Source organism: Catenulispora sp. EB89 (assembly GCF_041261445.1).
Taxonomy (GTDB): Bacteria; Actinomycetota; Actinomycetes; order Streptomycetales; family Catenulisporaceae; genus Catenulispora.
In genome coordinates, this window is the sequence record NZ_JBGCCU010000002.1 from 508,885 (window position 1) to 532,417 (window position 23,533).

At 70.4% G+C, this 23,533-nt stretch carries 22 protein-coding genes and 1 riboswitch; of the genes, 3 read left to right on the top strand and 19 right to left on the bottom strand.

Translation table 11 applies throughout. The features are described from left to right. Positions 1–11: 11 nt before the first annotated feature. Complete coding sequence (leuC, locus tag ABH920_RS05780; RefSeq protein ID WP_370347549.1) at positions 12–1,421, bottom strand: 3-isopropylmalate dehydratase large subunit; 1,410 nt, start codon at positions 1,419–1,421, stop codon at positions 12–14. Between the two features lie 129 nt (positions 1,422–1,550). Here leuC and ABH920_RS05785 point away from each other — a divergent pair, with 129 nt between their 5' ends. Together ABH920_RS05785 and ABH920_RS05790 are read left to right on the top strand one after the other, a co-directional pair. Next, positions 1,551–2,267: an IclR family transcriptional regulator gene (locus tag ABH920_RS05785; protein WP_194909796.1), complete on the top strand. Its 717-nt coding sequence runs from the start codon at positions 1,551–1,553 to the stop codon at positions 2,265–2,267. A 213-nt stretch (positions 2,268–2,480) separates the two neighbouring features. After that, positions 2,481–3,614, top strand: a complete 1,134-nt coding sequence (locus ABH920_RS05790) for a PQQ-binding-like beta-propeller repeat protein (protein ID WP_370347552.1) — start codon at positions 2,481–2,483, stop codon at positions 3,612–3,614. Between the two features lie 76 nt (positions 3,615–3,690). Here ABH920_RS05790 and ABH920_RS05795 read toward each other — a convergent pair whose 3' ends face one another. The 15 genes from ABH920_RS05795 to mqnE form a co-directional block, all read right to left on the bottom strand. After that, positions 3,691–4,527 carry a bifunctional 5,10-methylenetetrahydrofolate dehydrogenase/5,10-methenyltetrahydrofolate cyclohydrolase gene (locus ABH920_RS05795; protein WP_370347554.1) on the bottom strand — a complete coding sequence of 279 codons (837 nt, stop codon included), beginning with the start codon at positions 4,525–4,527 and terminating at the stop codon, positions 3,691–3,693. 26 nt (positions 4,528–4,553) lie between these two features. Further along, positions 4,554–4,639, bottom strand: a riboswitch (ZMP/ZTP riboswitch). Between the two features lie 32 nt (positions 4,640–4,671). Continuing rightward, positions 4,672–5,991 (bottom strand): geranylgeranyl reductase family protein, encoded by a 1,320-nt coding sequence (locus tag ABH920_RS05800; protein WP_370348006.1) that lies wholly within the window; start codon positions 5,989–5,991, stop codon positions 4,672–4,674. A gap of 177 nt (positions 5,992–6,168) precedes the next feature. Beyond that, positions 6,169–7,794 carry a N,N-dimethylformamidase beta subunit family domain-containing protein gene (locus ABH920_RS05805; protein WP_370347556.1) on the bottom strand — a complete coding sequence of 542 codons (1,626 nt, stop codon included), beginning with the start codon at positions 7,792–7,794 and terminating at the stop codon, positions 6,169–6,171. A 4-nt stretch (positions 7,795–7,798) separates the two neighbouring features. After that, positions 7,799–8,494: a demethylmenaquinone methyltransferase gene (locus tag ABH920_RS05810; RefSeq protein WP_370347558.1), complete on the bottom strand. Its 696-nt coding sequence runs from the start codon at positions 8,492–8,494 to the stop codon at positions 7,799–7,801. A gap of 42 nt (positions 8,495–8,536) precedes the next feature. Beyond that, positions 8,537–9,823, bottom strand: coding sequence for an amidohydrolase family protein (locus tag ABH920_RS05815; RefSeq protein ID WP_370347560.1), 1,287 nt, complete (start codon positions 9,821–9,823; stop codon positions 8,537–8,539). Between the two features lie 137 nt (positions 9,824–9,960). After that, positions 9,961–11,652: an alkaline phosphatase family protein gene (locus tag ABH920_RS05820; protein WP_370347562.1), complete on the bottom strand. Its 1,692-nt coding sequence runs from the start codon at positions 11,650–11,652 to the stop codon at positions 9,961–9,963. Positions 11,653–11,897: 245 nt separating this feature from the next. After that, entirely contained in the window at positions 11,898–13,442 is a 1,545-nt protein-coding gene (locus ABH920_RS05825) for an AMP-binding protein (RefSeq protein ID WP_370347564.1), read from the bottom strand. 70 nt (positions 13,443–13,512) lie between these two features. Then, positions 13,513–14,727 (bottom strand): cyclic dehypoxanthinyl futalosine synthase, encoded by a 1,215-nt coding sequence (gene mqnC / locus ABH920_RS05830; protein WP_370347566.1) that lies wholly within the window; start codon positions 14,725–14,727, stop codon positions 13,513–13,515. A 53-nt stretch (positions 14,728–14,780) separates the two neighbouring features. After that, the gene (locus ABH920_RS05835) at positions 14,781–15,743 is read right to left on the bottom strand and encodes a DUF1152 domain-containing protein (RefSeq protein ID WP_370347568.1); all 963 of its coding nucleotides are present in this window, start codon (positions 15,741–15,743) and stop codon (positions 14,781–14,783) included. A gap of 106 nt (positions 15,744–15,849) precedes the next feature. Continuing rightward, positions 15,850–16,389, bottom strand: coding sequence for a PaaI family thioesterase (locus tag ABH920_RS05840; protein ID WP_370347570.1), 540 nt, complete (start codon positions 16,387–16,389; stop codon positions 15,850–15,852). A 147-nt stretch (positions 16,390–16,536) separates the two neighbouring features. After that, positions 16,537–17,427 carry a menaquinone biosynthetic enzyme MqnA/MqnD family protein gene (locus ABH920_RS05845; protein ID WP_370347572.1) on the bottom strand — a complete coding sequence of 297 codons (891 nt, stop codon included), beginning with the start codon at positions 17,425–17,427 and terminating at the stop codon, positions 16,537–16,539. A gap of 102 nt (positions 17,428–17,529) precedes the next feature. Further along, on the bottom strand, positions 17,530–17,910 hold the full coding sequence (locus ABH920_RS05850; RefSeq protein ID WP_370347574.1) for a DUF4229 domain-containing protein: 381 nt from the start codon (positions 17,908–17,910) through the stop codon (positions 17,530–17,532). Between the two features lie 47 nt (positions 17,911–17,957). Beyond that, complete coding sequence (locus ABH920_RS05855) at positions 17,958–18,467, bottom strand: N-acetyltransferase family protein (protein ID WP_370347576.1); 510 nt, start codon at positions 18,465–18,467, stop codon at positions 17,958–17,960. Positions 18,468–18,483: 16 nt separating this feature from the next. Continuing rightward, positions 18,484–18,741 carry a hypothetical protein gene (locus ABH920_RS05860; RefSeq protein WP_370347578.1) on the bottom strand — a complete coding sequence of 86 codons (258 nt, stop codon included), beginning with the start codon at positions 18,739–18,741 and terminating at the stop codon, positions 18,484–18,486. A gap of 257 nt (positions 18,742–18,998) precedes the next feature. After that, the gene (gene mqnE, locus ABH920_RS05865) at positions 18,999–20,159 is read right to left on the bottom strand and encodes an aminofutalosine synthase MqnE (protein ID WP_370347580.1); all 1,161 of its coding nucleotides are present in this window, start codon (positions 20,157–20,159) and stop codon (positions 18,999–19,001) included. Between the two features lie 126 nt (positions 20,160–20,285). Here mqnE and ABH920_RS05870 point away from each other — a divergent pair, with 126 nt between their 5' ends. Next, complete coding sequence (locus ABH920_RS05870) at positions 20,286–21,068, top strand: hypothetical protein (protein ID WP_370347582.1); 783 nt, start codon at positions 20,286–20,288, stop codon at positions 21,066–21,068. 123 nt (positions 21,069–21,191) lie between these two features. Here the strand turns inward: ABH920_RS05870 and ABH920_RS05875 are convergent, their stop codons facing one another. From ABH920_RS05875 to ABH920_RS05885, 3 genes are all read right to left on the bottom strand, one after another. After that, positions 21,192–21,662 carry an Lrp/AsnC family transcriptional regulator gene (locus ABH920_RS05875; RefSeq protein WP_370347584.1) on the bottom strand — a complete coding sequence of 157 codons (471 nt, stop codon included), beginning with the start codon at positions 21,660–21,662 and terminating at the stop codon, positions 21,192–21,194. Between the two features lie 657 nt (positions 21,663–22,319). Then, positions 22,320–22,805, bottom strand: a complete 486-nt coding sequence (locus ABH920_RS05880; RefSeq protein ID WP_370347586.1) for a DUF3291 domain-containing protein — start codon at positions 22,803–22,805, stop codon at positions 22,320–22,322. A 92-nt stretch (positions 22,806–22,897) separates the two neighbouring features. After that, positions 22,898–23,530, bottom strand: coding sequence for a UbiX family flavin prenyltransferase (locus ABH920_RS05885; protein WP_370347588.1), 633 nt, complete (start codon positions 23,528–23,530; stop codon positions 22,898–22,900). Positions 23,531–23,533: the final 3 nt, after the last annotated feature.

Consider the following 23,533-nt stretch of genomic DNA (forward strand, 5'->3'; position numbering starts at 1 on the left):
TCTCTGCCGGCTCAGGCGGCCAGATCCGACGGGGACGACAGGGTCCCCCTGACCGCGGTCGCGGCGGCCACCAGCGGCGACACCAGGTGCGTGCGCCCGCCCTTGCCCTGCCGCCCCTCGAAGTTACGGTTGGACGTGGACGCCGAGCGCTCGCCGGGGGCCAGCTGGTCGGGGTTCATGCCCAGGCACATCGAGCAGCCGGCGAACCGCCACTCGGCGCCGGCCGCGGTGAACACCTCGTGCAGGCCCTCGGCCTCGGCCTCCAGCCGCACCCGCGCCGAGCCCGGCACGACGAGCATCCGGACGCCGTCGGCCACCTTGCGGCCCTTGATGACGGCGGCTGCGGCGCGCAGGTCCTCCAGCCGGCCGTTGGTGCACGAGCCGAGGAAGACGGTGTCCACCTTGATCTCGCGCAGCGGCGTGCCGGCCTCCAGGCCCATGTATTCCAACGCCTTGCGCGCCGCGACCTTGTCGGTCTCCACGCCGAAGTCCGTCTCCGGGTCCGGGACCGACGCCGACAGCGGCAGGCCCTGGCCGGGGTTGGTGCCCCAGGTGACGTACGGGGTCAGCGCGTCGCCGTCGATGACCACCTCGGCGTCGAAGGTCGCGCCCTCGTCGGTGCGCAGCGTCTTCCAGTAGGCGACCGCCGCGTCCCAGTCGGCGCCCTCGGCGGGCGCGTGCGCGCGCCCCTTCAGGTACGCGAACGTGGTCTCGTCCGGCGCGATCATCCCGGCGCGGGCGCCGGCCTCGATGGACATGTTGCAGACCGTCATCCGGCCCTCCATCGACAGCTTCTCGATGGCCTCGCCGCGGTACTCCAGGACGTAGCCCTGCCCGCCGCCGGTGCCGATCTGCGCGATGACCGCGAGCACCACGTCCTTGGCGGTGACGCCCTCGGCCAGCGCGCCGGTGACGGTGACGGCCATCGTCTTGAACGGCTTCAGCGGCAGCGTCTGGGTGGCCAGCACGTGCTCGACCTCGCTGGTGCCGATGCCGAACGCCAGCGCGCCGAAGGCGCCGTGGGTCGAGGTGTGCGAGTCGCCGCACACCACGGTCATGCCGGGCTGGGTCAGGCCCAGCTGCGGGCCGACGACGTGCACGATGCCCTGCTGGGCGTCGCCCAGGGAGTGGATCCGCACGCCGAAGTCGGCGCAGTTCTTGCGCAGCGTCTCGATCTGCAGCCGCGACACCGGGTCGGCGATCGGCTTGTCGATCTCCAGCGTGGGGGTGTTGTGGTCCTCGGTGGCGATGGTGAGATCGGGGCGGCGCACGGACCGGCCGGCCTGGCGGAGTCCGTCGAACGCCTGCGGCGAGGTCACCTCGTGCAGCAGGTGGAGGTCGATGTAGAGCAGGTCGGGCTCGCCGTCGGCCGAGCGGACCACGTGGTCCGCCCACACCTTTTCGGCCAGGGTGTGGGGCATCGTCGCTCCTGTCTTCCCACTTGGATACTTCTGTTGTCGCCGATCGCGCGCCGGCGGCCGCCGCAGCGGCTTCGATCATTCCCCGCGCACGCCTTGCGTCTCGGGATCTGAGACGGCAGAATTCGGTCTATGGACAACTCTAGCGGAGTCGGCGTCCTGGACAAGGCCGCCGTCGTACTCAGCGCCCTGGAAGCGGGCCCGACCACCTTGGCGGGCCTGGTCACGGCCACGGGATTGGCGCGCCCGACAGCGCACCGGCTGGCGGTGGCTCTTGAGCACCACCGTCTCGTATCCCGGGACATGCAGGGCCGCTTCATCCTCGGGCCCCGGTTGCAGGAACTGGCCTCGGCGGCCGGCGAGGACCGGCTGCTGGCCGCCGCCGGGCCCGTGCTGGCCGCGCTGCGCGACCACACCGGCGAATCGGCGCAGCTCTACCGCCGCCAGGGCGACCTGCGCGTGTGCGTGGCCGCCGCCGAGCGCATGTCAGGGCTGCGCGACACCGTGCCGATCGGCTCGGCGCTGCCGATGACGGCCGGCTCGGCGGCGCAGATCCTGCTGGCCTGGGAGGAGCCGGACCGGCTGCACCGCGGCCTGCAGGGCGCGCGCTTCACCGCGACCACGCTGGCCGGCGTGCGCCGCCGCGGCTGGGCCCAGTCGGTGGCCGAGCGCGAGCAGGGCGTGGCCTCGGTCTCGGCGCCGGTGCGCGGGCCCAACAACCGCGTCATCGCCGCGGTGTCGGTCTCCGGCCCGATCGAGCGCCTGACGCGCCAGCCGGGACGGCTGCACGCGCAGTCGGTGGTGGAGGCGGCGGCGCGGCTGAGCGAGGCTGTGAAGCGCGGCTCGTAACGCCGTCCGCAGGAGCACACTGGACCGGTGAGGTCCTTTCGGAGTCGACGACACAACGGCGTGTCCGTCGCCCGGTCCGCGGGAGTGCTGCTGGCACTCGCGGTGGCCGCGACGGCGAGTTGTTCGGCGACCGGCAGCGGGAGCAGCGGCGGTAGCGGCAAACCGACGACGGCTGCGCCGACAGCAGGAACAGCGGGACCAACGGTTCCGACGGTGAAACTCGACGGGCCGGTCTACGGAACACCCGCCGATGGCGGGGACAAGGTGTTCGCCGCCACAGAGAACGACACGGTCTACGCGCTCTCACCGACCGACGGGTCGGTGATCTGGAGCAGGCATCTGGCCGAACCCTTTAGGCCGCACGGGTGCGGGAACATCGTTCCCCTGGGCATCACCGGGGCTCTGGTATACGATCCCGCGTCTCATCTCGTGTACGCGGTCGCCGAGGATGCGAACGCGCACCATGTGTTGTACGGACTCAGCGCCGCGGACGGCCACGTCGTCTCGCGTGCGACGGTCGATCCCCCGGTCGGCGACCAGGCCTTCCTGCAACAGCGTCCGGCGCTGACGCTGTGGCACGGACATGTGTTCGCGGCCTTCGGGGGCTTGTCCGGGGACTGCGGTACCTATACCGGAGCGGTCGCATCCGTAGACACCGCCTCGGGATCCGTCAATTGGTTCGAGGCCTCATCGGACGGACGCGGAGGCATGTGGGCTCCCGGCGCCGCGTCGGGGGGCCCGGACCGCCTGTACTTCTCGATCGGCAACGGCAACGGAGATAAGGCAAGCCAACCCTTCGACGGCACCGACTCGGTCGTGGCGCTGGACGAGAACGCCAAGCGGGTGGACTTCTTCGCGCCGGCATCATGGGCCGCCGACAACGCGTCAGACCTCGATCTGGGCTCGATGAACCCGGTACTGGCCGCCGGACATGTGATCATCGCCGGTAAATCAGGACAGGGATACCTCCTGGATCCGACGCACCTCGGCGGCATCGGCGCGGGCACGGCGTTCGCCGCGTGCGCCGCCTTCGGGGCGGCCGCGGTGCGGGGCGACGTGGTGTACCTGCCGTGCGCGGACGGCACGCGCGCGTTCCGGATCGGGAGCCAGGCGACGCAGCTGTGGCGTGCGGCGCACACCAACGGACAGCCGGTCGTGGCCGACGGCCGGATCTGGGCCACCGACTACGACGCCGGCGTGCTCTACGCGCTCGATCCGGCGACGGGACAGACGACGCGGCAGGTGTCGACCGGCGCGTTGCCGCATTTCGCCACGCCGGCCGCCGTCGGGGGCAAGCTGTTCCTCGGGACGATGACGGGGGTCGCGGTCGTCAGTGCGACGCCGTAGCCTTCGACTCCAGGTCGCCGCTCCCTGAGTCAGGGCCCCGTCACAGGCAGGGCCCCCTCAGTCAGGGCCCCCTCAGTCAGCGCCGCACAAGCTGCCGCCGCGCCGCCTCCACGGTCTGCTCCAGCAGCACCGCGATGGTCATCGGCCCGACGCCGCCGGGCACCGGCGTGATCAGGCTCGCCTTCTCCGCCGCGCTGTCGAAGTCCACGTCGCCGACGTTGCCCGGGTTGTAGCCGGCGTCGATGACGACCGCGCCGGGCTTGATGTCGGCACCCGTGATGAACCTCGGCCTGCCGACCGCCGCGACCAGGATGTCCGCCTGCCGTGTGTACGAGGCCAGGTCGGCCGTGCGCGAGTGGCAGTACGTCACCGTCGCGTCCCGGGCCAGCAGCATCATGCCCACCGGCTTGCCGAGGATCGGGCTGCGGCCGACCACCACCGCGTGCTTGCCGGCCGGGTCGACCTCGTACTCGTCGAGCAGGCGCAGGATCCCGCCGGGGGTGGCGGAGACGAAGCCGGGCTCGCCGAAGGCCATCGCGGCGAAGGAGTGCATCGTCACGCCGTCCACGTCCTTGGCCGGGTCGATGGCCTCGAAGGCGGCGCGTTCGTCGATGTGCGGCGGGACCGGGTGCTGGAGCAGGATGCCGTGCACGTCCGGGTCCTGCGACAGCTCGGTGAGCGCGGCGACGAGGGTGCCGGTGGTGATGGTGTCCGGCAGTTCCACGTGCCAGGAGCCGATTCCGGCCTTCGCACTGCGGTTCTGCTTCATCCGGACGTAGGTCACCGACGCCGGGTCCGAGCCGACGAGCACGGTCGCCAGGCACGGCGTCACGCCGTTGGCGGTCAGGGTGGCCGCGTCGGCCGCGGCCTGGTCGACGATGCGCCGGGCCGCGGCGGTTCCGTCCATGAGCATGAGCGCGCCTCCTGGGCGGCTTGTCACGAAGTCGCCCAGGCGCACGGCAAAGACACGGTGTCAGGCCGCTCCCCGGTGGTGTCCCACCTCAGCGCCAGTCACGGCCCGACAGCACTCTATTTGAAAACGCCGCTGATGCCAGTCCTACGCGTCCGGCGCGATCTTCGCCATCGCGTTGATGATGCGGTCCATCGCGTCGCCACCCTTGGGGTCGGTGAGGTTGGCGAGCATCTTCAGCGTGAAGCGCATCAGCATCGGATGCGACAGCCCGCGCTGGGTCGCCAGGCGCATCACCTTCGGGTTGCCGATCAGGCTCACGAACAGCCGGCCCAGCGTGTAGTAGCCGCCGTAGGTCTCCTTCAGCACCCGCGGGTACGCCGACAGCGCCAGCTCCCGCTCCGGCCCGGAGGGACGCGCCAGGGCCTGCGCGATCACGTCCGCGGCCAGCTCGCCGGACTCCATCGCGTAGGCGATGCCCTCGCCGTTGAACGGGTTCACCATGCCGCCGGCGTCGCCGACCAGCAGCACGCCGCGGGTGTAGTGCGGCTGGCGGTTGAAGCCCATCGGGAGCGCGGCGCCGCGGATCGGCTCGGTGCGGTTCTCCTCGTTGAAGCCCCACTCCTCGGGGGTGTTCTTCAGCCAGGCGCGCAGCAGGTCCGGGTACTTGACGTTGCGGAAGGACTTGGTGGTGTTCAGGATGCCCAGGCCCACGTTGGAGGTGCCGTCGCCCATGCCGAACACCCAGCCGTAGCCGGGGAGCAGGCGGGTGCCGTCCCAGAGCTCCAGCCAGGACTCCAGGTAGTCGTCGTTGGTGCGCGGCGACTTGTAGTAGGTGCGGTAGGCCACGCCCATCGGCCGGTCGTCGCGCTTGTGCAGGCCCAGCGCGATCGACAGCCGGGTGGAGTTGCCGTCGGCGGCGACGATCAGCGGGGCGTGGAAGGCGGTGTCGCGCTTGCCGCCGTCGGCGTCCGTGATGCGCGCGGTCACGCCGATCACCCGGTTGCTGCGCGGGTCCACCACCGGACCGGTGACGTTCGTGTTCTCGTGCAGCCGGGCCCCGGTCTTCTGCGCCTGGCGCGCCAGGATCTGGTCGAAGTCGGCGCGCGGCCGCACCAGCCCGTAGTTCGGGTAGGCGGCCAGCTCCGGCCACGGCAGCTCCAGCCGCATGCCGCCGCCGAGGATCCGCAGGCCCTTGTTGTGCAGCCAGCCGGCCTCCTCGGACGTGTCGACGCCCATCCGCACCAGCGACTTCACCGCACGCGGCGTCAGTCCGTCGCCGCACACCTTCTCCCGCGGGAACTGGGACTTCTCCAGCAGCAGGACGTCCAGGCCGGCGGTGGCCAGATGGTGGGCCGTCGCCGAGCCCGAGGGCCCGGCCCCGACCACGATGACGTCGGCGACGTTCTCCGAGGGCACGGCCTCGCTCGGAGCGGTGGAAGAGGTTTGCGCGGTCACCCGCCCGATTCTAAGCGCAGGCGGGTCGGGACCTGCGCGAGGGCCGGGCAGTGCGGCACACGGCGCGCACACGAGTCGCGGCACCCGCGATCCAGCAGGCGCGGACCGGCGAGCGGCGCTGCTTGACGCCGAAGCCACCGAGTTGATGCCGAAGCCGGTCAGCCATCCCTCACAAGCGCGCCGCCGCTACGGCGCCACCCCGCCCCGGCTCGGCGCCGGCTTGAGCTTCGCCGTGTTGTCCACCGCCGGGTGCGCCTGGCCGGCCGGGCCGGCCGCGAAGGCCAGCAGCATGTTGGCCGTCACCTGCTGCGCGAAGGTGTGCGCGGCGGCATCCATCTTGTCCGTGCAGCCGCCGCTGACCAGGGCGCAGTTCCAGCGCATCGTGCCGGTCGCGAAGACCCCGGCGCCCGAGGGCACCGTGTAGTACGCCGAGTCCGCGTAGGAGGCCTTGCCCTGGCAGGTGATCGGCGAGTGCGTCAGCGCCTCGATCGGGTGCGGGGTCGAGGAGTCCGACACCACCCGGTCGTACTCCACCCCGATCAGCCCCTTGAACGACTCCCCCGCGTGCGCGTTCGTGCCGGCCAGCAGCCAGGACGTGGGGTCGTACACGACCATGTTGGCGTTCGCCGGGTTGCACTCGTAGAAGACGCCGGTCAGCACGTTCTCCGGCCGCGGGTCCGGCGGGTTGCGCCAGTCCTGGGTCGCCTCCTCCGGGTTGGTCACGTGCATCGGGTCCTCGGCCGCGTCCTTGTAGTCCACCTGGATGCGGTCCTTGCCCAGCGGCGAGTCCTGGAAGCGGATGTGGCGGAAGATCGCGTTGGCGCCGAGGAAGGCGAGGTTCGTCCCGGCGTCGCGCGCCTGCGTCAGGGTCTGGCGCATCTGCGTCGAGTAGTACTCGTCGTGGCCCAGCGAGATGATCGCCCGCGCGCCCTGGAACAGGCCGGGGTTCTCGTGCAGGTCGAGGTCGGTGGCGTAGGCGAGCTGCAGGTTGTGGGACGCGGCCAGCTTCTCGGCGAACACGATCGAGGACTGCTCGTAGGTCTGGAACCGGTCCGCGCCGGTGGTGTCGTACGGCCGGTCGAAGGACACGATGCGCGCGCGGTGCGCGTAGTCGTTGTGCGGTCCGCCGCTGTAGAGGTCGTAGCCGCCGTACGAGTTGTAGGCCTGCCACGTGGTGACACCGTTGATCAGCACCACCTTGCCGGCCGTGGACGTCGACCTGACGGTGATCGGCACGAACCGCGCGCCCTTCACCTTGCCGCCGACCGCGTCCAGCCGGATCAGGTACGAGCCCTCGGGCCAGTTGCCGGTGGCCACCGTCAGGGACGGCTGCCAGGTCGTGCTGACCGTGTTCACCTGAGACTCGACGGTGTACTTCGGCTGCACCTTCCCGGGCGTCGCGTCGGACTTCCACACCTGCCGGGCCTGCGTCCCGCCGTAGTAGCCGATCCGGTACGCGGTGGCTGTGAACTGCGGCGCGGCGGTGTTGACGTACAGCTTGAAGCTCTGTCCGGAGGTCACGGCTATCTGGTCGGCGTAGCCCTCGATCCCGTGGTCCTCGCCGGAATCTATGCCCTTGTTCCAGTTGGCCGTGCCGGGCTGGGCGTTCTCGGCCGCGACGTTCAGGGCCCCAGCGGGAGCCCCAGTAGGTCCGCCGGGACTCGCGCCGGAAGCACCACCCTGAGTGGTACCCGGCGCCCCGCCGTTGTTCGGACCCGACTGCTTCGAGCCGCCCCCCGAACACGCCGCCGCCGATGCCACCATGAGCACCGCGGCGACGAGCGCTGCCGCCCGGCCTATTCGAGCCTTCACAGGCTCAGTCTTCCTTATACGCGCGATGCAATGCGACGATTCCGCCAGTCAGGTTACGGTGCGCGACCCTGCGCCAACCCGCGGCACCGATCACGGCCGCGAGTTCCCGCTGGTCCGGCCAGGCGCGGATGGACTCGGCGAGATAGACGTAGGCGTCCGGGTTCGAACTCACCTTCGTCGCCACCGCGGGCAGCGCCTTCATCAGGTACTCGATGTACACGGTGCGCAGCGGCGCGAGCGTCGGGTGCGAGAACTCGCAGACCACCAGCCGCCCGCCGGGCTTGGTGACGCGCAGCATCTCGCGCAGCCCGCCCTCGGTGTCCTGGACGTTGCGCAGCCCGAAGGAGATCGTCACCGCGTCGAAGACGCCGTCCCGGAACGGCAGCCGCGTGGCGTCCCCGGCGGCGAACGTCAGGTGCGGCAGCCGGCGCTTGCCGACCTGCAGCATGCCGAGCGAGAAGTCGCAGGAGACGGTGTCCGCCCCGGCGGCGTGGAACGGCTGCGTGCTGGTGCCGGTGCCGGCCGCCAGGTCCAGGACGCGCTGCCCGGGCCGGGCGTCCACGGCCTGCCGCACCGCCCGGCGCCACAGGCGCGTCTGGCCGAGCGCGAGCACGTCGTTCGTCAGGTCGTAGCGCTCGGCCACGCCGTCGAACATGGCGGCGACCTCGTGCGGCTGTTTGTCCAGGGATGCTCGGCTCACGGGGCGATTCTCTCACCCGGGGTGCCCGGCTCCCGTACCGCCTCAGACGGTGCGGTGCACGATGGTGCCGCCGAGCACGGTCGCCACGCAGGTCCCGTGGTCGATCAGGCGCCGGTACGGATCGCTGTCGCCTTCCTCAACGCCGCCTGCTTCAGCGCCGCCTTCCTCAACGGAGAACACCGCGAAGTCGGCGCGAACCCCGGGCTCCAGCCGTCCGACCCCGTCCGGCCCCTCGGTCAGCCCGAGCGCGACCGCGCCGCCGAGCGTCGCCGCCTCCACGATGCGCCGGTCCAGATCCTCGGCGGCGTACCCCTGTGCGCGGGCCACCGCGCGCAACGCCCGCGCCTCGTCGAGCAGGTCGAGCGACGGCGAGGAAGCAGCCGAGTCGGTGCCCACCCCGATCGGCGAGCCCTCCGCCAGATACGCGGCGACCGGCGGCTCGCCGGCCTCCAGGATCCGGTTCGAGCGCACGCACAGCGCCACCGCCGTCCCGCGCTCCCGCAGCAGCGCCCGGTCGGACTCGCTGACGTGGATGCCGTGCGCGATGTGGCAGTCGTCGCCGAGCGCGCCGCGCGCGTCGGCCCACTCCACCGGCGTCATGCCGGTGCCGCGGTCGAGGATGTCGGAGAAGTCGAGCCCGAACTGCTTGGCGTTGTCGGCGAAGGGGCCGGTGCCGGTCAGCACGTACTCCGATTCCTGCGTGGTCTCGGCGATGTGCGGGTGCAGGCGCCTGCCGCGCTCGTGCGCGATGGTGACGCAGTCCTCGTACACGCCGGTGCTGATGGTGAACGGCGTGTGCGGCGAGACGCCGCGCGCCGGGCCGCCGGCCCCGTCCACCGCCGCGACGAGCTCGGCCCGCTTGCCGGCCGCCCACGAGGCGTCGTCGGCGAAGACCGCCTCGATGTAGGCCACGCCCCGGATCCCGCTGCGCGCGATCGCCGAGAGCACCACCGGCTCGGTGACGATGTCCGCGACCGCCGTCGTCCCGGTCTTCAGATACGCGTGCAGCCCGCGCCGCGTGGACTCCTGCCACATCGCGTCGGTGAAGGTCGCCCGGCGCTCGACCATCTGGTGCAGCCACTCCGGGAACGGCAGGCCGGAGGTCGCCAGGTCCGCGAAGTCGTAGTACTGCGTGTGCGCGTGGCTGTTGACCAGTCCCGGCGTGAGGATGCCCGGCCAGTCCCGCACGCGCGCCTCCGGATGCGCGGCGACGAGGTCGGCGCGGGTTCCGACGGCGAGGACGCGGTCGTTGTCGACGACGATCGCGCCGTCGGCGATCGGGGCGGAGGTCATCGGGAGGACGAGCGGGGCGGCGTGGAGGGTCAGCACCGTTCGAGGTTAAGGCACGGCGTGCGGCCGGGCCCGCGCGAGGGCTTACGGTCCGCGGAAAACCGCCGGGCCGGTGCGCGGAACGCACCGGCCCGGCGGCCTTGTCTCAGCTCACCTCGGTTGAGGTCGCGATCAGCTCAGTCGCACTCGCGGCCCAGGGCGGGCAGCACCTTGGTGTGCTCGATCCGCACCGCCTGCAGGCGCTGCGGGTCCAGGCCGAGCAGCCGCAGGATGGTCGGCGCGATCTGCGTGGTCTCGACCGGCTGGTCGTTCACGCCGCGCGCGTCCACGCCGGCACCGGAGACCACGATCGGCACGTCGCGATCGTCCTCGGCCGCGCCGCCGTGCTCGGCGATCTTCGCCTGGCCGCCGGTGAACACCACGCCGTGCTGCGCGATGCCGAAGACGTCCGGCACCCGGGTGTCGCCCGGCTGCACGTGGAAGTACTTGCGGGCCTCGGCGCCGGCGTAGACGGTGGTCAGACCGCTGTGCGTGAACGCCTTCGGGTCGCCCTTGATGTCGTTGCCGGTGCCGCTCTGGGCCAGCAGGTACTTCTTGGCGAAGTCCGCGGCGGCCTGGCTGCGGTCGTTCAGCCACAGCAGCATGCCGTCGTCGTCGGTGGACAGCGCGACCAGGTCGCCGGCGCCCGGGTGGGCCTTCTTCCAGGCCGCGTTCAGGCCGTCGAGCAGCGGGCCGTCCGGGATCCGGGTGAGCGCGGCCGGGTTCTTCGGGGACTGGCCGTGCTTGGCCGACAGGATGATGGTGGTGTTCTTCGCCAGGCCGTCCTTCTTCAGCTCGGCGGTGAACCGGCCGACCTCGCCGTTGACGAAGTCCAGCGCGCCGGACAGCAGCGGGCCGGGGGTCTGGCCGTCGGCCAGGTAGCCGCCGGTCTGGCCGTCGGAGGTCGGCAGCTTCTGCGCGGTGGAGACCGCCTGGAAGTTCAGGCCGAAGATCGCCGGGGTGCCGACCTTGGTCTTGCCGCTGTGGTCGTAGCCGTCGATCTCGTTCAGGACGCCCTGGACCTTGTAGTCGTCGTACTGGCGGGTCGCGCCGTTGTCCGTGGTCCAGTCCGAGCCCGCGGCCAGCGCCGGGTCCTGGCTGTTGATCTGTATTTGACTATTAATCTCGGGGGAGAACAGGTCCTGGATGCCGGTCCCCTCGGGGCCGGACAGCAGGTCGTACGCGGCGTGCTTGTCGGACCAGGCGGTGCCCAGGCCGGCGTCGTGAACGACGTTGAAGACCGTGTTCACCTGCAGGTAGTTGTTCGGGTAGACCGGCTTGCAGGTCTTCGGGTCCACGGGCAGCTTCGCCGGGTTGATCAGCGACTTGGCGTCGCCGGTGAGGTTCAGGATCGAGTTCGGCAGGCCGCTCAGACCCTGGCCGGCGTCGATGGAGTTCTTGTTCCAGTCGAGGTCTTCGGTGTAGTCGACCTCGGCGCCCAGCGGGACGCTGCCGTCGCACTTGGTGGTGCCGGCGGGCAGCAGGCCGTGGTTGTAGGTGTCGTCGTAGTAGACCCCGGTGGTGCCCGGGTTGCCGCCGGTGACCTGCGCGGTCATGCCGGGGAAGGAGTCCGACGGGACCGGGGTCGAGGCCGCGGAGTAGTCCACGCCGCCCTTGACCAGCTTGGCCAGCGCCGAATCCGGGTGCTGCTTGACGTACCAGGCCAGGTCGGACTGGTGCAGGCCGTCCACGGAGATCAGGAGCACGTGCTTGGCCGGGGCGTGCGACTTGGCGGGCGAGGCCGCCTGCGACGGGGCGACGGCGAGGACGCCGCCGAGCAGGGCGGTGAGGCCGCCGGCGACGGCGAGCCGGGTGACGGTGCGGGACAAGGTTGGGACCCCCTTGTGATGTGCGACCGGCCCGGGATGGCCGGTCGCCGCCCGGTATCCTCCGAGGCCAAGGTGGACGGCGGGCGCACCGTCAGCTGAACAGAGTCCCAACTGCGCGCTTCTGGATCATGGATGGTACGACAAAGAGGGGCGTTGTGGATGGCAGGGGGCTGACGTCACGGGGTTGCCGAGCGGGGTCGAAGGCCCCGGACGTCAGCACGATCCGGTGGCGAGCAGGGTGCTGATCAGTTCACCTTGCGCTCCCGGCCCTCCCAGTACGGCTCGCGCAGCTTGAACTTCTGGAGCTTGCCGGTCGCGGTGCGCGGCAGCGTCTCCCGGAACTCCACACTCGTCGGCGCCTTGTAGCCGGCGATCAGGCCCTTGCAGTGCTTGATCACCTCGGCCTCGGTGGTGGCGCGCGAGGAGTGGTCCTCCTTCAGCACGACGAGCGCCTTGATGGTCTCGCCCCACTTCTCGTCCGGTACGCCGATCACCGCGCACTCGGCGATCGCCGGGTGCTTGTAGAGCGCGTCCTCGACCTCGATGGAGGAAACGTTCTCTCCGCCGGTGATGATGACGTCCTTCTTGCGGTCGGAGATGGTCAGGTAGCCGTCGGCCCCGATGGTGCCGCCGTCGCCGGTGTGGAACCAGTCCTCGGCCAGCGCCCGCCCGGACTCCTCGGGCTGCTGCCAGTAGCCCTCCAGGACCACATTGGAGCGCACCAGGACCTCGCCCTCGGGGTCGGTGACCATCCGGGTCCCCAGGGAGGGCACGCCGGCGCGCATCAGGTTCTGCGCGCGTTCCAGGCTCGACAGCGCGTCCCACTCCTCGCGGGTCCGGTTCACGGTGACCAGCGGCGCGGTCTCGGTCAGGCCGTAGATCTGGTTGAACTGCCAGCCCAGGACGTCCTCGACCTGCTGGATGACGGTGCTCGGCGGCGGCGCGCCGGCCACCACGATGCGCACGCGGTCGCGGCCGGGGATCTCGCCGTCCCAGTCCTTCGCGGCCGCCAGCACCATCGCGATGACGGTCGGGGCGCCGTTCAGGAGGGTGACGCCGTGCTGGTCGATGCGCCGCAGGACCTCGGCGCCGTCCACCTTGCGCAGGACGACCTGCTTCGCGCCGAGGCCGGTGACGACGTACGGCATGCCCCAGCCGTTCGCGTGGAACATCGGGAGCGTGTGCAGGTAGACGTCCCGGTCGCTGACACCGAGGTGCAGGCCCATCAGAACCGCGTTCAGCCACAGGTTGCGGTGCGTCAGCTGCACGCCCTTGGGCCGCGCGGTGGTGCCCGAGGTGTAGTTGATCGTCGCGGTGTCGTTCTCGCCGACCGCGTGCCGCACCGGCTCGTGGTCGCCCTCGAAGAACTCGGCGTCGGTCTCCGCGCCGATGACGAACCGGTGGCGCGCCTTCACGTCCTTGAGCGCGTCGTCCAACTCCGGGTCGACGAGCAGCACGTCGGCCCCGCTGTGCTCGACGATGTACGCCACCTCGTCGGCCCGCAGCCGGAAGTTCACCGGCACCAAGACCCGGCCGTAGCCGCTGACGCCGAAGAAAGAAGTGAGCAACCGTGCGGAGTTGTGCGAGACCACTGCCACCCGGGCCCCTGCGCCGACGCCTAGGCGGTCCAGCGCAGCCGCCTGCGCACGCGCACGCTTAGCGATGTCCTTATACGTGAGGGTGCCCCAGGACGGCGCAGGCTGATCGGGTTCGTCGACGACAGATGCTCGGTCGCCGTAGACGACTTCTGCGCGGTCCAGGAAGTCGGAGACAGTGAGGGGAATCTGCATTCCCTCACTGTCTTACTTCCTAGTAGCTCTGCATAGAGGCTGTTCGGCGTGTCGCGCCCGTCGGCTTTCTCTACCGGACGTCGACGAGCTTCAGCTCCGGGTGCGCGGTACCGCCCTCGATCGCCGTGGAGGCGATGTGGCTCATCACGTGGTCGTCGACCGGGTCGTGCGCCGGGTCGTCGTGCACGGTGATCAGCTCGTAGGTGGTGCTGCGCTGGGCCGGGACGCGGCCGGCGGCGCGGATCAGGTGGATCAGCTCCATGCGGTTGGAGCGGTGCTTCGCGCCGGCGGAGGAGACCACGTTCTCCTCCAGCATCACCGAGCCGAGGTCGTCGGCGCCGTAGTGCAGGGACAGCTGGCCGGCCTCCTTGCCGACGGTCAGCCAGGAGCCCTGGATGTGCGCGACGTTGTGCAGGTACAGGCGGGCGACCGCGATCAGCCGCAGGTACTCGAACATCGTGGCCTGCGTGCGGCCCTTGAGGTGGTTGTTCTCCGGCTGGTACGTGTACGGGATGAAGGCGCGGAAGCCGCCGGTGCGGTCCTGGACGTCGCGGATCATGCGCAGGTGCTCGATGCGCTCCGCGTTGGTCTCGCCGGTGCCCATGAGCATCGTGGAAGTGCTCTCCAGGCCGAGGCCGTGGGCGGTCTCCATGATCTCCAGCCAGCGCTCGCCGGACTCCTTCAAGGGAGCGATCGCGGTGCGCGGGCGGGCCGGGAGCAGTTCGGCGCCGGCGCCGGCGAAGGAGTCCAGACCGGAGTCCTTCAGGCGGGTGATGGCCTCTTCGATGGTGACGCCGGAGACCTTCGCCATGTGCTGCACTTCGGAGGCACCCAGGGAGTGGATGACCAGCTGCGGGTACTCGGCCTTGATGGCGCGGAAGTTCTCTTCGTAGTACTCGACGCCGTAGTCCGGGTGGTGGCCGCCCTGGAACATGATCTGCGTGCCGCCGAGGGCCACGGTCTCCGCGCAGCGGCGCAGGATGTCCTCCAGCGGCCGGCTCCAGACCTTGTCGGACTTCGGGGCGGCGTAGAAGGCGCAGAACTTGCACGCGGTGACGCAGGCGTTGGTGTAGTTGATGTTCCGCTCGATGATGTACGTCGCGATCTCGCCGTCCTCGCCGTACACACCGGAGTAGCGCTTGCGGCGGGCCGCGTCCGCGGCGGTGCCCAGGGAGTGCAGAGGCGCGTGGCGGTACAGCTCCAGTGCTTCCTCGTACTCGATGCGCCCGCCGTCAGCCGCCCGGTCGAGGGCGTCTTGGAGCTCCGCGGAGATCTGCTTGCTCATCGGGCGTGCCCTTCGTCCGGGATCTTCAGTGCCCCTCCAGGGTACTTCGGTTGTCAGTGCGGAAACTGTCTGGGTATCCGGCGCTCCGCCAGACCGTCGCGGAACCGCTCGATGATCAACGAGATCTGTCGGAAGGTCTGAGTACCTTCCAACTCCGGCAAGTAGAGGTGTCGGGCCGCGAGTCCTTCGACAGTGACTGTGAAGTACATCGCCATGAGTGGGTTCACAAAAAGCACACTGTTGTGTGTGCGTTGTGTGAAGTGGATGTCGCCGGACACGCCGAGCATCGCCGAGGCGATCTGGCCGTGCACGATCGACGGCCGCAAAGGGGTGTTCTCCTGCGCGTATGCGACAGCGTCGAGGTAGAGCGAGCCCTCGCGGCTGGCGCGCGGGATGGAGAAGGCGCCCAGGTACGCGCCGTCTGTATCGAGGTCGGCGAGGTTCTCCAGGACCTGCACGTGGTTCACGCCGTGGTAGGCGTCGATACCGAAGCCGATGCTGACCACCAGCCGGACCGGGATCTCGGCCAGACCGGCCACGACCGCCAGGCTCAGCATGTCCTCCGCCGGCGTGCCCAGGCCTGTCTCGTCGCCGCGCATGAGGATGTCGGTGCCGCCGTCGACCAGCACGATCGCGTCGATCTCGTGGTGCGCGATCAGGGCCCGATAGGCCTCGCGCAGGGGCTCGACGCCGGTGCGCTGGAAGGAGTAGACGGTCGACGGTTCGCCGACGGTCTTCAGCCAGCGCGCGAGCGTGCGCTCGGGGAAATAGTCGGTGAAGCCGCCGCTGGTCGGCGTGATGGTCGCGACGTCGGGGGCCAGCCAGGCGTCGAGGCTGAAGCCGGAGGAGACGAAGGTCAGATTGCCGAGGAACACCTCGGCACCGCGCTCCCGCAGCGCCAGGGCCAGAGGGATCCCGCCGAGGACGTCGAACCCGCCGCCGGCGCCGACGATCAGGATCCGGCGGGAGTCGGCGAGGGCGGCGAACAGCGGCAGTTCGCGCAAGCTGGTGGTCATGGGAGAGGACGATAACGGCGGGGCGGCCGCTGCGCGCCGCTGTTCTTTGCACGCTGCTTCTCTATGCGCGCTGCTCTCTTTACGCGCTGCTTCTCTATACGCGCGGCTACTTGTCGCCGGCGCGGAAGATCATGCAGGTCGAGGTGGCGGTCGCGTAGAGCTTGCCGTTCCCGTCGACGATCCGCGCCTCGGCGAGCGCCGTGCGGCGGCCCATGTGCGTGACCGTTCCGATGCACTGCACCTCGCCGGTGTCCTTCGTCATGCCGCGCACGAACTTCACCGACAGGTCGAGCGACGTGTAGTAGTCGCCGGCCGGCAGCAAGGACTGCACCGCGCAGCCGCAGGAGGAGTCCAGCATCGTGGCGAAGACACCGCCGTGCACCGACCCGATCGGGTTGTAGTGGAACTCCTGGGGGGTCAGGGTGAACACCACCCGGCCCTCCTCGACGTCGCCGAGGTAGATGCCGGTCGTCGCGGCGATCGGCGGCCAGGGGATCCGGCCCTCGGCCATGGCCCGCAGGTATTCGATGCCGGACAGTCCCGCGCCCTCGGCGAAGGAGGCCAGCGGATCGCTCCAGCTGTAGGTGCGGGTGCGGTCGGCGTCGGCCGCGGCGGCGTCGTCGACGCCCTCAACGGTCTCGGTCATGGCGGCGGTCCTCCCAGATCCGGGCGCGACTCACTGAGTTAGCTACCGATAAGTAACAACCAGTCTAGCCCACGCCGCGTCTCCAGGCGGTGTGCGGACGATCCCCGCGGCGCCGGCTCCCCTCCGGCGCCGCCGGACGAACCCGGCTCAGACCTGCCGCGGCAGCAGCATGACCTCCGGCACGTCCAGCACGCCGATCTGGTCGCCGACCTGCCGGGCGAACTCGCGGACCCCCTCCAGCTGGCGCTCTCCGAGGGAGAAGTCCAGCGTCGTGAAGTAGTCCTCCAGCTCCGCGGCCGGGAACTGCTCCCAGCGCTCGACCTGGCGGGCCACCTTGTCGACGTGCTCCAGGGAGATGTCGCGGCTGCGGAGGAAGCCGCGGTGGACCTCGTGGACGATGTCCGGGCAGCGCTCCAGGTACTCCTTGCGGACCGCCCAGACGGCGAACACCATCGGCAGACCGGTCCAGTCCTTCCAGGCCTGGCCCAGGTCCAGCAGGTTGGTGCCGAGGCGGTCGGAGTCGTAGAGCCAGGCGCGCAGGGCCGGGTCGCCGATGATCACGCCGGCGTCACCCTCACGGAGCATCTGCTCCAGGTCGGGGGCGCAGGGGAAGTACTCGGGCGTCACGCCGTACTTCTCGCGCAGGATGAGCTTGGCCAGCTGGACCGTGGTGCGGCTGGTCGAGCCGAGCGCGACGCGGGCGCCGTGCAGCTGCTCGTAGGGGATCTTGCTGACCAGGTTGCAGCTGGTCACCGGACCGTCGCTGCCGACCGCGACGTCGGGGAGGACCACCAGGTCCTCGGCGTTGCGGAGGTACTCCACCAGGCTGATCGGGCCGATGTCCAGGTCGCCGGCCACCAGCATGGTGGAGAGCACGTCGGGGCTGTGTTTGACCAGCTCCATGTCGAGGATCGCGCCGGAGTTGACCAGACCCCAGTAGATGGGAAGGCAGTTCAGGAACTGGATGTGCCCGACACGGGGTCGCCGCCGGCACTGGGAGAGATGCGCTTCGAGCCGCGCTCCGGAGAGTTCGTCCACGGGGTTCAGGGTACGACCGGGTGATCAGGTGTCCAGAGGCGGGGCAGTCGGGCGAAAGCGGCGAGCCGGACACGCGCCCCCCGGCGCGCCGCGTCCGCCGGATCAGTCCTCGTCCTCCATGGCCGCGTTCTCCTCGAACTTGTGGGCCATGCGCTCGGTGCGGCGGGTCACCTGCACGGACATCGCGTCGCGCTGCCGGGAGAGCAGGAAGAAGGACGCCACGCCCGAGATGAGCAGCGCGCCCATCATCAGGTACAGCACGCCGTTGCCGGTCACGATGTGCCCGGTCGCCGCGACCGCGCCCCACAGCACGGCGAGCGAGACGATGAAGATCGCGATGCGCAACGTCGCGTAGCGCATCGTGGCGTGCTTGCCCTGTGCCACGGCCGCACCCGCGGCCAGCACCTCGGAGTCGGACCCGGGCTCGGAGCCGGCCGCGTCCTGCACCTCGGCCTTGTCAGCCGTCTTGTTGTCGGCAGGCATCCGCCGACTCCTTCCATCGGTATGAGAGACCAGCCCCGGGCCGAGGTCTACAGGCTCAGGGCCATGTGGATCTCGTCCCGGTAGTCGTCCGCGGCGACCCGCAACATGCGCGGGATGCGGCCGACCTCGGTGTATCCGCACTTGCTGTAGAAGTGTTCCAGCCCGAGCCCGCCACGGCAGGTGAGGTGGAGCATTTCGACACCGTCGAGGGTACGCGCCACCCGCTCGGCTGCCCGCAGCAGTTCCGCCCCATAGCCCCGACCCTGGCGCTTCGGGTCCACGACCACGGTCTTGAGCAGCCGCGCGTGGTCCATCAGCGGGAACTGGTGGTCCACGATGACCAGGAACGCGGCGGGCTCGCCGGCCTCGAACCCGACCAGCATCAGATCCTTGCCGACCGTGAAGGCACGGAACGCCTTGGCGTCCACCGCCTCGCGCTCCACCGGCGCGACGAAGCCGACGGCACCGCCGGCGTTGGTGGCATCGGTCCAGATGTCGACGAGCAGAGGACGCAGGTCCTCGGAGATCTCGGCGTACGTCTCGAAGGTCAGAGCCATGACAACACCGCCCCGCTCAGCGCTCGACGGCGTCGGCCCCGCGCCGCGCCCGCCGCAGACCCACCGCGATATTCAGCACCGTCACCGCGACCACGACCAGAGCGGCCCCGCCCACCTCGGAAGGCACAACCGGCTGCGACTCGTTCAGCAGCAACGCGCCGCCGGCCACCGCGAACAGGCCGACGGCCAGCACGCGCAGCTCGGTCGCCAGGCTGAAGGCGCGGGGACGACGGGGTCGACGGCTGAGGCGGCTGCGGCGGTCGCGGAAGTTCACAAGATAGGACTATGCGGCACCGGTCCGCCGATTCCCAAATCAGTCCCGCAGGGTAGACGCGCCCCCTACCGGTGGGGGCGGGGCTGGGATTGGGAGCGGCCGACAGCCCAGCCGCGCGACGCCGAACCACTCAGGTCGCAGCGCCTACCTGGTCGGCAGCTTGCCCGACCACTCCGCCCGCCCGACGCTCATCCGCTGACCGCTCAGCCGCGCGGTGCCCGGCCGCCGACCGGCACCGCGCCCGCCCCGCCGCGGCCTCAGAACGTCATCAGCTGCGGCTCTTCCCGCCGATTCAGCTCCGGCCCCTCGTACTCCCGAATCACCTCGTACCGCGTGTTGCGCTCCATCGGGGTGAAGCCGGCGTCGCGGATCAGCTCCAGGAGGTCGTCGCGGGTCATCTTGTTCGGGGTGCCGAAGTCGTCGGCGTCGTGCGTGATCTTGTACTCGACCACCGAGCCGTCGAGGTCGTCGGCGCCGTAGTTGAGCGCGAGTTGCGCCGTGGACAGGCCGTGCATGACCCAGAAGCACTTCACGTGGTCGAAGTTGTCCAGCAGGAGGCGGGAGACGGCGAAGGTCTTCAGTGCCTCGACGCCGGTGGCCATCGGCTGGTTCATCAGGCGGTTGCGGACCTTGCCGTCCTTGCTGTCGTGGAAGTCGTGCTGGAAGCGCAGGGGGATGAACACCGCGAAGCCGTTGGTCTCGTCCTGGAGCTCGCGGAGGCGGAGGACGTGGTCCACGCGGTGGCGGGGCTCCTCGATGTGGCCGTAGAGCATGGTGGCCGGGGTGCGCAGGCCCTTGGCGTGCGCCAGGCGGTGGATGCGGGACCAGTCCTCCCAGTGCGTGGCGTGGTCCACGATCTGGGAGCGGATCTCCCAGTCGAAGATCTCCGCGCCGCCGCCGGTCAGGGACTCCAGGCCGGCTTCGATCAGCTCGTCGAGGATCTCCTCGGCGCTCAGGCCGGAGATCTTCTCGAACCAGTGGATCTCGGTGGCCGTGAAGGCCTTGATCGAGACGCCGGGGAGGACGGCCTTGAGCTCGCTGATCGACTTCGGGTAGTAGCGCCACGGCAGCGTCGGGTGCAGGCCGTTGACGATGTGGAGCTCGGTGATGCCGTCCGGCTCCATGTCCTTGGCCAGGCGGACGGCTTCTTCGATGCGCATCGTGTAGGCGTCCTTCTCCCCCGGCTTGCGCTGGAAGGAGCAGTACGCGCACGAGGCCGAACAGACGTTCGTCATGTTCAGGTGGCGATTGACGTTGAAGAAGACCTTGTCGCCGTTTTTGCGGGTCCGCACCTCGTGCGCGAGCTCGCCGAGCCAGGCCACCTCGTCGGTGTCGTACAGCGCCACGCCGTCCTCGAAGGACAGCCGCGAGCCCGCGAGGACCTTTCCTTCGATCTCCCGCTTGAGCCCGGAGTCCATGGCCTCACCCTTCCGTCGGACGTCTACCTGATCACACAGCAGAGTACGGCAGTGCCCGGTGACGACCTCGTCCGGATTGCGTGATCACGTTGCGATCCGGCGGCCGGACAGCGGATAGTCGTCATCATGTCCGAAACACCCTCACGACGAGCCGCCGGCCGAACCCCCGGCCGACCCCCCGGAGACGACCGGAGTCGTCGTGGGCGGTACGACGAGCGCGAGCGCTATGACGAGCGCCACGACGACCGCTACGACGAGCGCCGTGACGACCGCTATGACGAGCCGGAACGCTACGACGCCCCGCCGCGGCGCGGCGCCGCCCCGCGGTCCGCAGCGCCCCGCTCCGGCGGCTCCCGACGGGCCGGCGCGGCCGGCGCGGGCGCCGGCACCACCGCCACCGCGACCGGAACCCTGGCGACGGCCGGCGGCCCCGCGCTCCCCCTCGGCCCGCGCCTCGGCATGGCGTTCGTCATCGGCGCGATCCCGGCGCTGCTGGTCGCGTTCCTGTGCGGCGTGGCCTCCAGCGGCGGCTCGTCGCGGTCGATCGCGGGCGTCACGCTGAACTCCAAGCTGCTGGCGCTCTCGGTGCTGGCCATCCCCGCGATGATCCTGATCATCGGCGGGCTGCTGCGCTGGCGGCGCCTCAACCCGCTCGGGCTGACCTGGGGCTTCACCGTCGTGGCCGGGCTGAGCTGGCTGACGCTGCTGTTCGCCGCGCAGATGGAGAAGGTGATCCCGCACCTGACCCCGCTGCTGACGGTGCCGCTGGTCACCGGGGCCGCGGTGGCCGCCGCGGCGTACCTGACCGACGAGAACACCACGACCTCCGGCCGGTACGCGTGCCTGGCCGCGGTGATCGCCTCGCACATCGGGATCGTGACGATCGTGGTCACGATCGTGCTGGCCTGAGCACCGCCCCGAACAGCCCAAGGGCCGCGCCGGAATCCGATCCGGCGCGGCCCTTCGCTTGCTTCGGCCCTTCGCTTGCTTCGGCCCTTCGCTGCTTCGACCCTTCGCTGTTCAGGCCAGGCGCTACTTGGCGTCGTCTTCCTCCGGCCCGGCCAACGGCATCGGCCGGTCCTCCCACTTCGTCGACAGCGCGACCGTGGTCCGGGTCCGGGCCACGCCGCGGATCCGGGTCAGCCGCCCGATGATCCGCTCCAGGTCCTCCGGGTGCCCGGCGCGCACCTTGAGCAGGAACGACTCCTCGCCCGCGACGAAGAAACAGTCCTCGATCTCCGGCACGTCGCGCAGCCGCCAGGCCACGTCGTCCAGTTCGGCGGAGTCCGAGAGCAGGATCCCGATCATCGCCGTCACGTTCAGGCCGAGCTGCTCCGGGGCCACCATCGCCCGGTAGCCGGTGATGACTCCGTTGCTCTCCAGCCGGTTGATCCGGTCGGTCACCGACGGCCCGGACAGACTGACCAGGCGTCCCAGCTCTGCGTACGACATCCGGCCGTTGGTCCGCAGCGCGTCGATCAAGGCGCGGTCCACCGCGTCCATGCTTCCTGATCACCTCATCCGCATCGATGGACGCGCCCGCCTGGTTCTCCCACCGAGCTCAGCGTCCGTTTCACCGCCGGTGTGAGCGTATCGGCTCCCCGGACGGCCCCGGCCCCCGCGCGGGGCCGTCCGGGGTGCGTGTGGCCCCCCGCTAACGATCTGTGACCGTCTTCACCTTCAATCAATTGGACACAGAGCGTAGAACTCCTTAGAATCTAAGGCATAGAACAGATTAGGCCCGACGGATCAAAGGAGTCAACGATGAACTTCCCGCCGTACGAGCTGCAGGCCGCGCACAACCGCCTGAACGACCTGCGCAAGCAGGCCGCCAAGGCCCGCCTGGCGCGCACCGCGAAGGCCGGCCGCAAGGCCTGACCTGCGGCGACAGCCCAGAGCAGCACGCACACAGCAGCGAAGACAGCACCGAACGCACCACCGAAGAACCGCGAACGAACCACCTGAAGCTCCGGCCGCCGGTCGCGTCGATCAACTCCCCCCCGTGATCGACGCTCGACCAGCCGCGTTGGTCAACACCCCCCCCGGATCAACGCGCGGGTGATCGGCGGCCGGGAACCACGGGAGCGCCCCTCCAGTCCGTCCCCCCGGGACTGGAAAGGGCGCTCCTTTGCGTTGCGCGGCGCATCGTTCCCCGGCGGCTCAGCCCGCCGGCGCGAACAGCCGCTGGAACGAGAACGCGTGAGGCGTCGCGCCGTGCTCGCGGAAGTGCGCCAGCCGATCGTGCGCGTCCTGGATGGTCGGGACGGTGCCGGCCGGGACCCACCACAGTGTGGCGACCGCCTCGGGCAGCTTCTGGAAGAACTCCTTGCGGCGCGCCAACAGCGTGCGGTGCTCCCCGGTGAAGGCGAAGTCCCGCAGCGCCCCGACGGATTCCCAGACGGTGAGGTTGACGAACATCTCGGGGTCGCCGGGCCAGGCGATGTCAGTGGCGCCGAGTTCCGGATCGGAGCCCTCCAGCAGCCAGACGAAGCCCGGCATGGCCTTGCCCTGGTCGTTGACGCGGGACAGGTTCTTCGTGAAGTCCTCGATGGCCGGGTCGCCGAGCGGCGCGACGAGCCGGCCGATGTTCAGCTGGGCCAGGTGGAAGCCCTCGAAGGGGCCCAGAAGTGCGTCGGGAGTGTCCATGGGCGCAGGCTACTCAGAGGACTTACGTCTATGCGCCCCGCGTCTCGGGTCCCGGGACCGGGCCCGGATTCAGCGCGCCGAGCAGGGGTTCATTAACGACGCAGATCCCCGCGCCAGCGCTGGAAGAGCGTGTGCGGGACGCCCAGCACGTCCAGGATCTTGCCCGCCACGAAGTCCACCAGCTGCTGCACGTCCTTCAGCCCGGCGTAGAACCCGGGCGCGGCCGGCAGCACCACGGCCCCGGCCTCGTCCAGCTCGACCATGTGCCGCAGCGTGCCGCGGTTCAGCGGCGTCTCCCGCACGCAGACCACGACCGGCCGCCGCTCCTTGAGGTTCACGTCGGCCGCACGCTGCAACAGGTCCTTCGACAGCCCCAGCGCGATCCCCGCGACCGCCGCGGTCGAAGCCGGCACCACCACCATGCCCTTGGCCGGATAGCTCCCCGACGACGGCCCCGCGGCGAAGTCCCCCGCGGGCCAGTAGCGCACGACGTCCAGCCGCGGGTCCTCCGGCACCCACCCGAGCCACGTCGCCAGGTCCTCGCGCCAGTGCGCGTCGCGGAAGGAGATCCCGGTCTCGTCCAGGATCGTCAGCCGCGCCGCCCGGCTCACCACCAGATCCACCGCCTCCCCGGCATCGAGGAGCGCGCGGATGGTGGCGGCCGCGTACGGCGTGCCGGAGGCGCCGGAGACGCCGACGATCCAGGGGGTGCGGGGGGTGGTCATTGT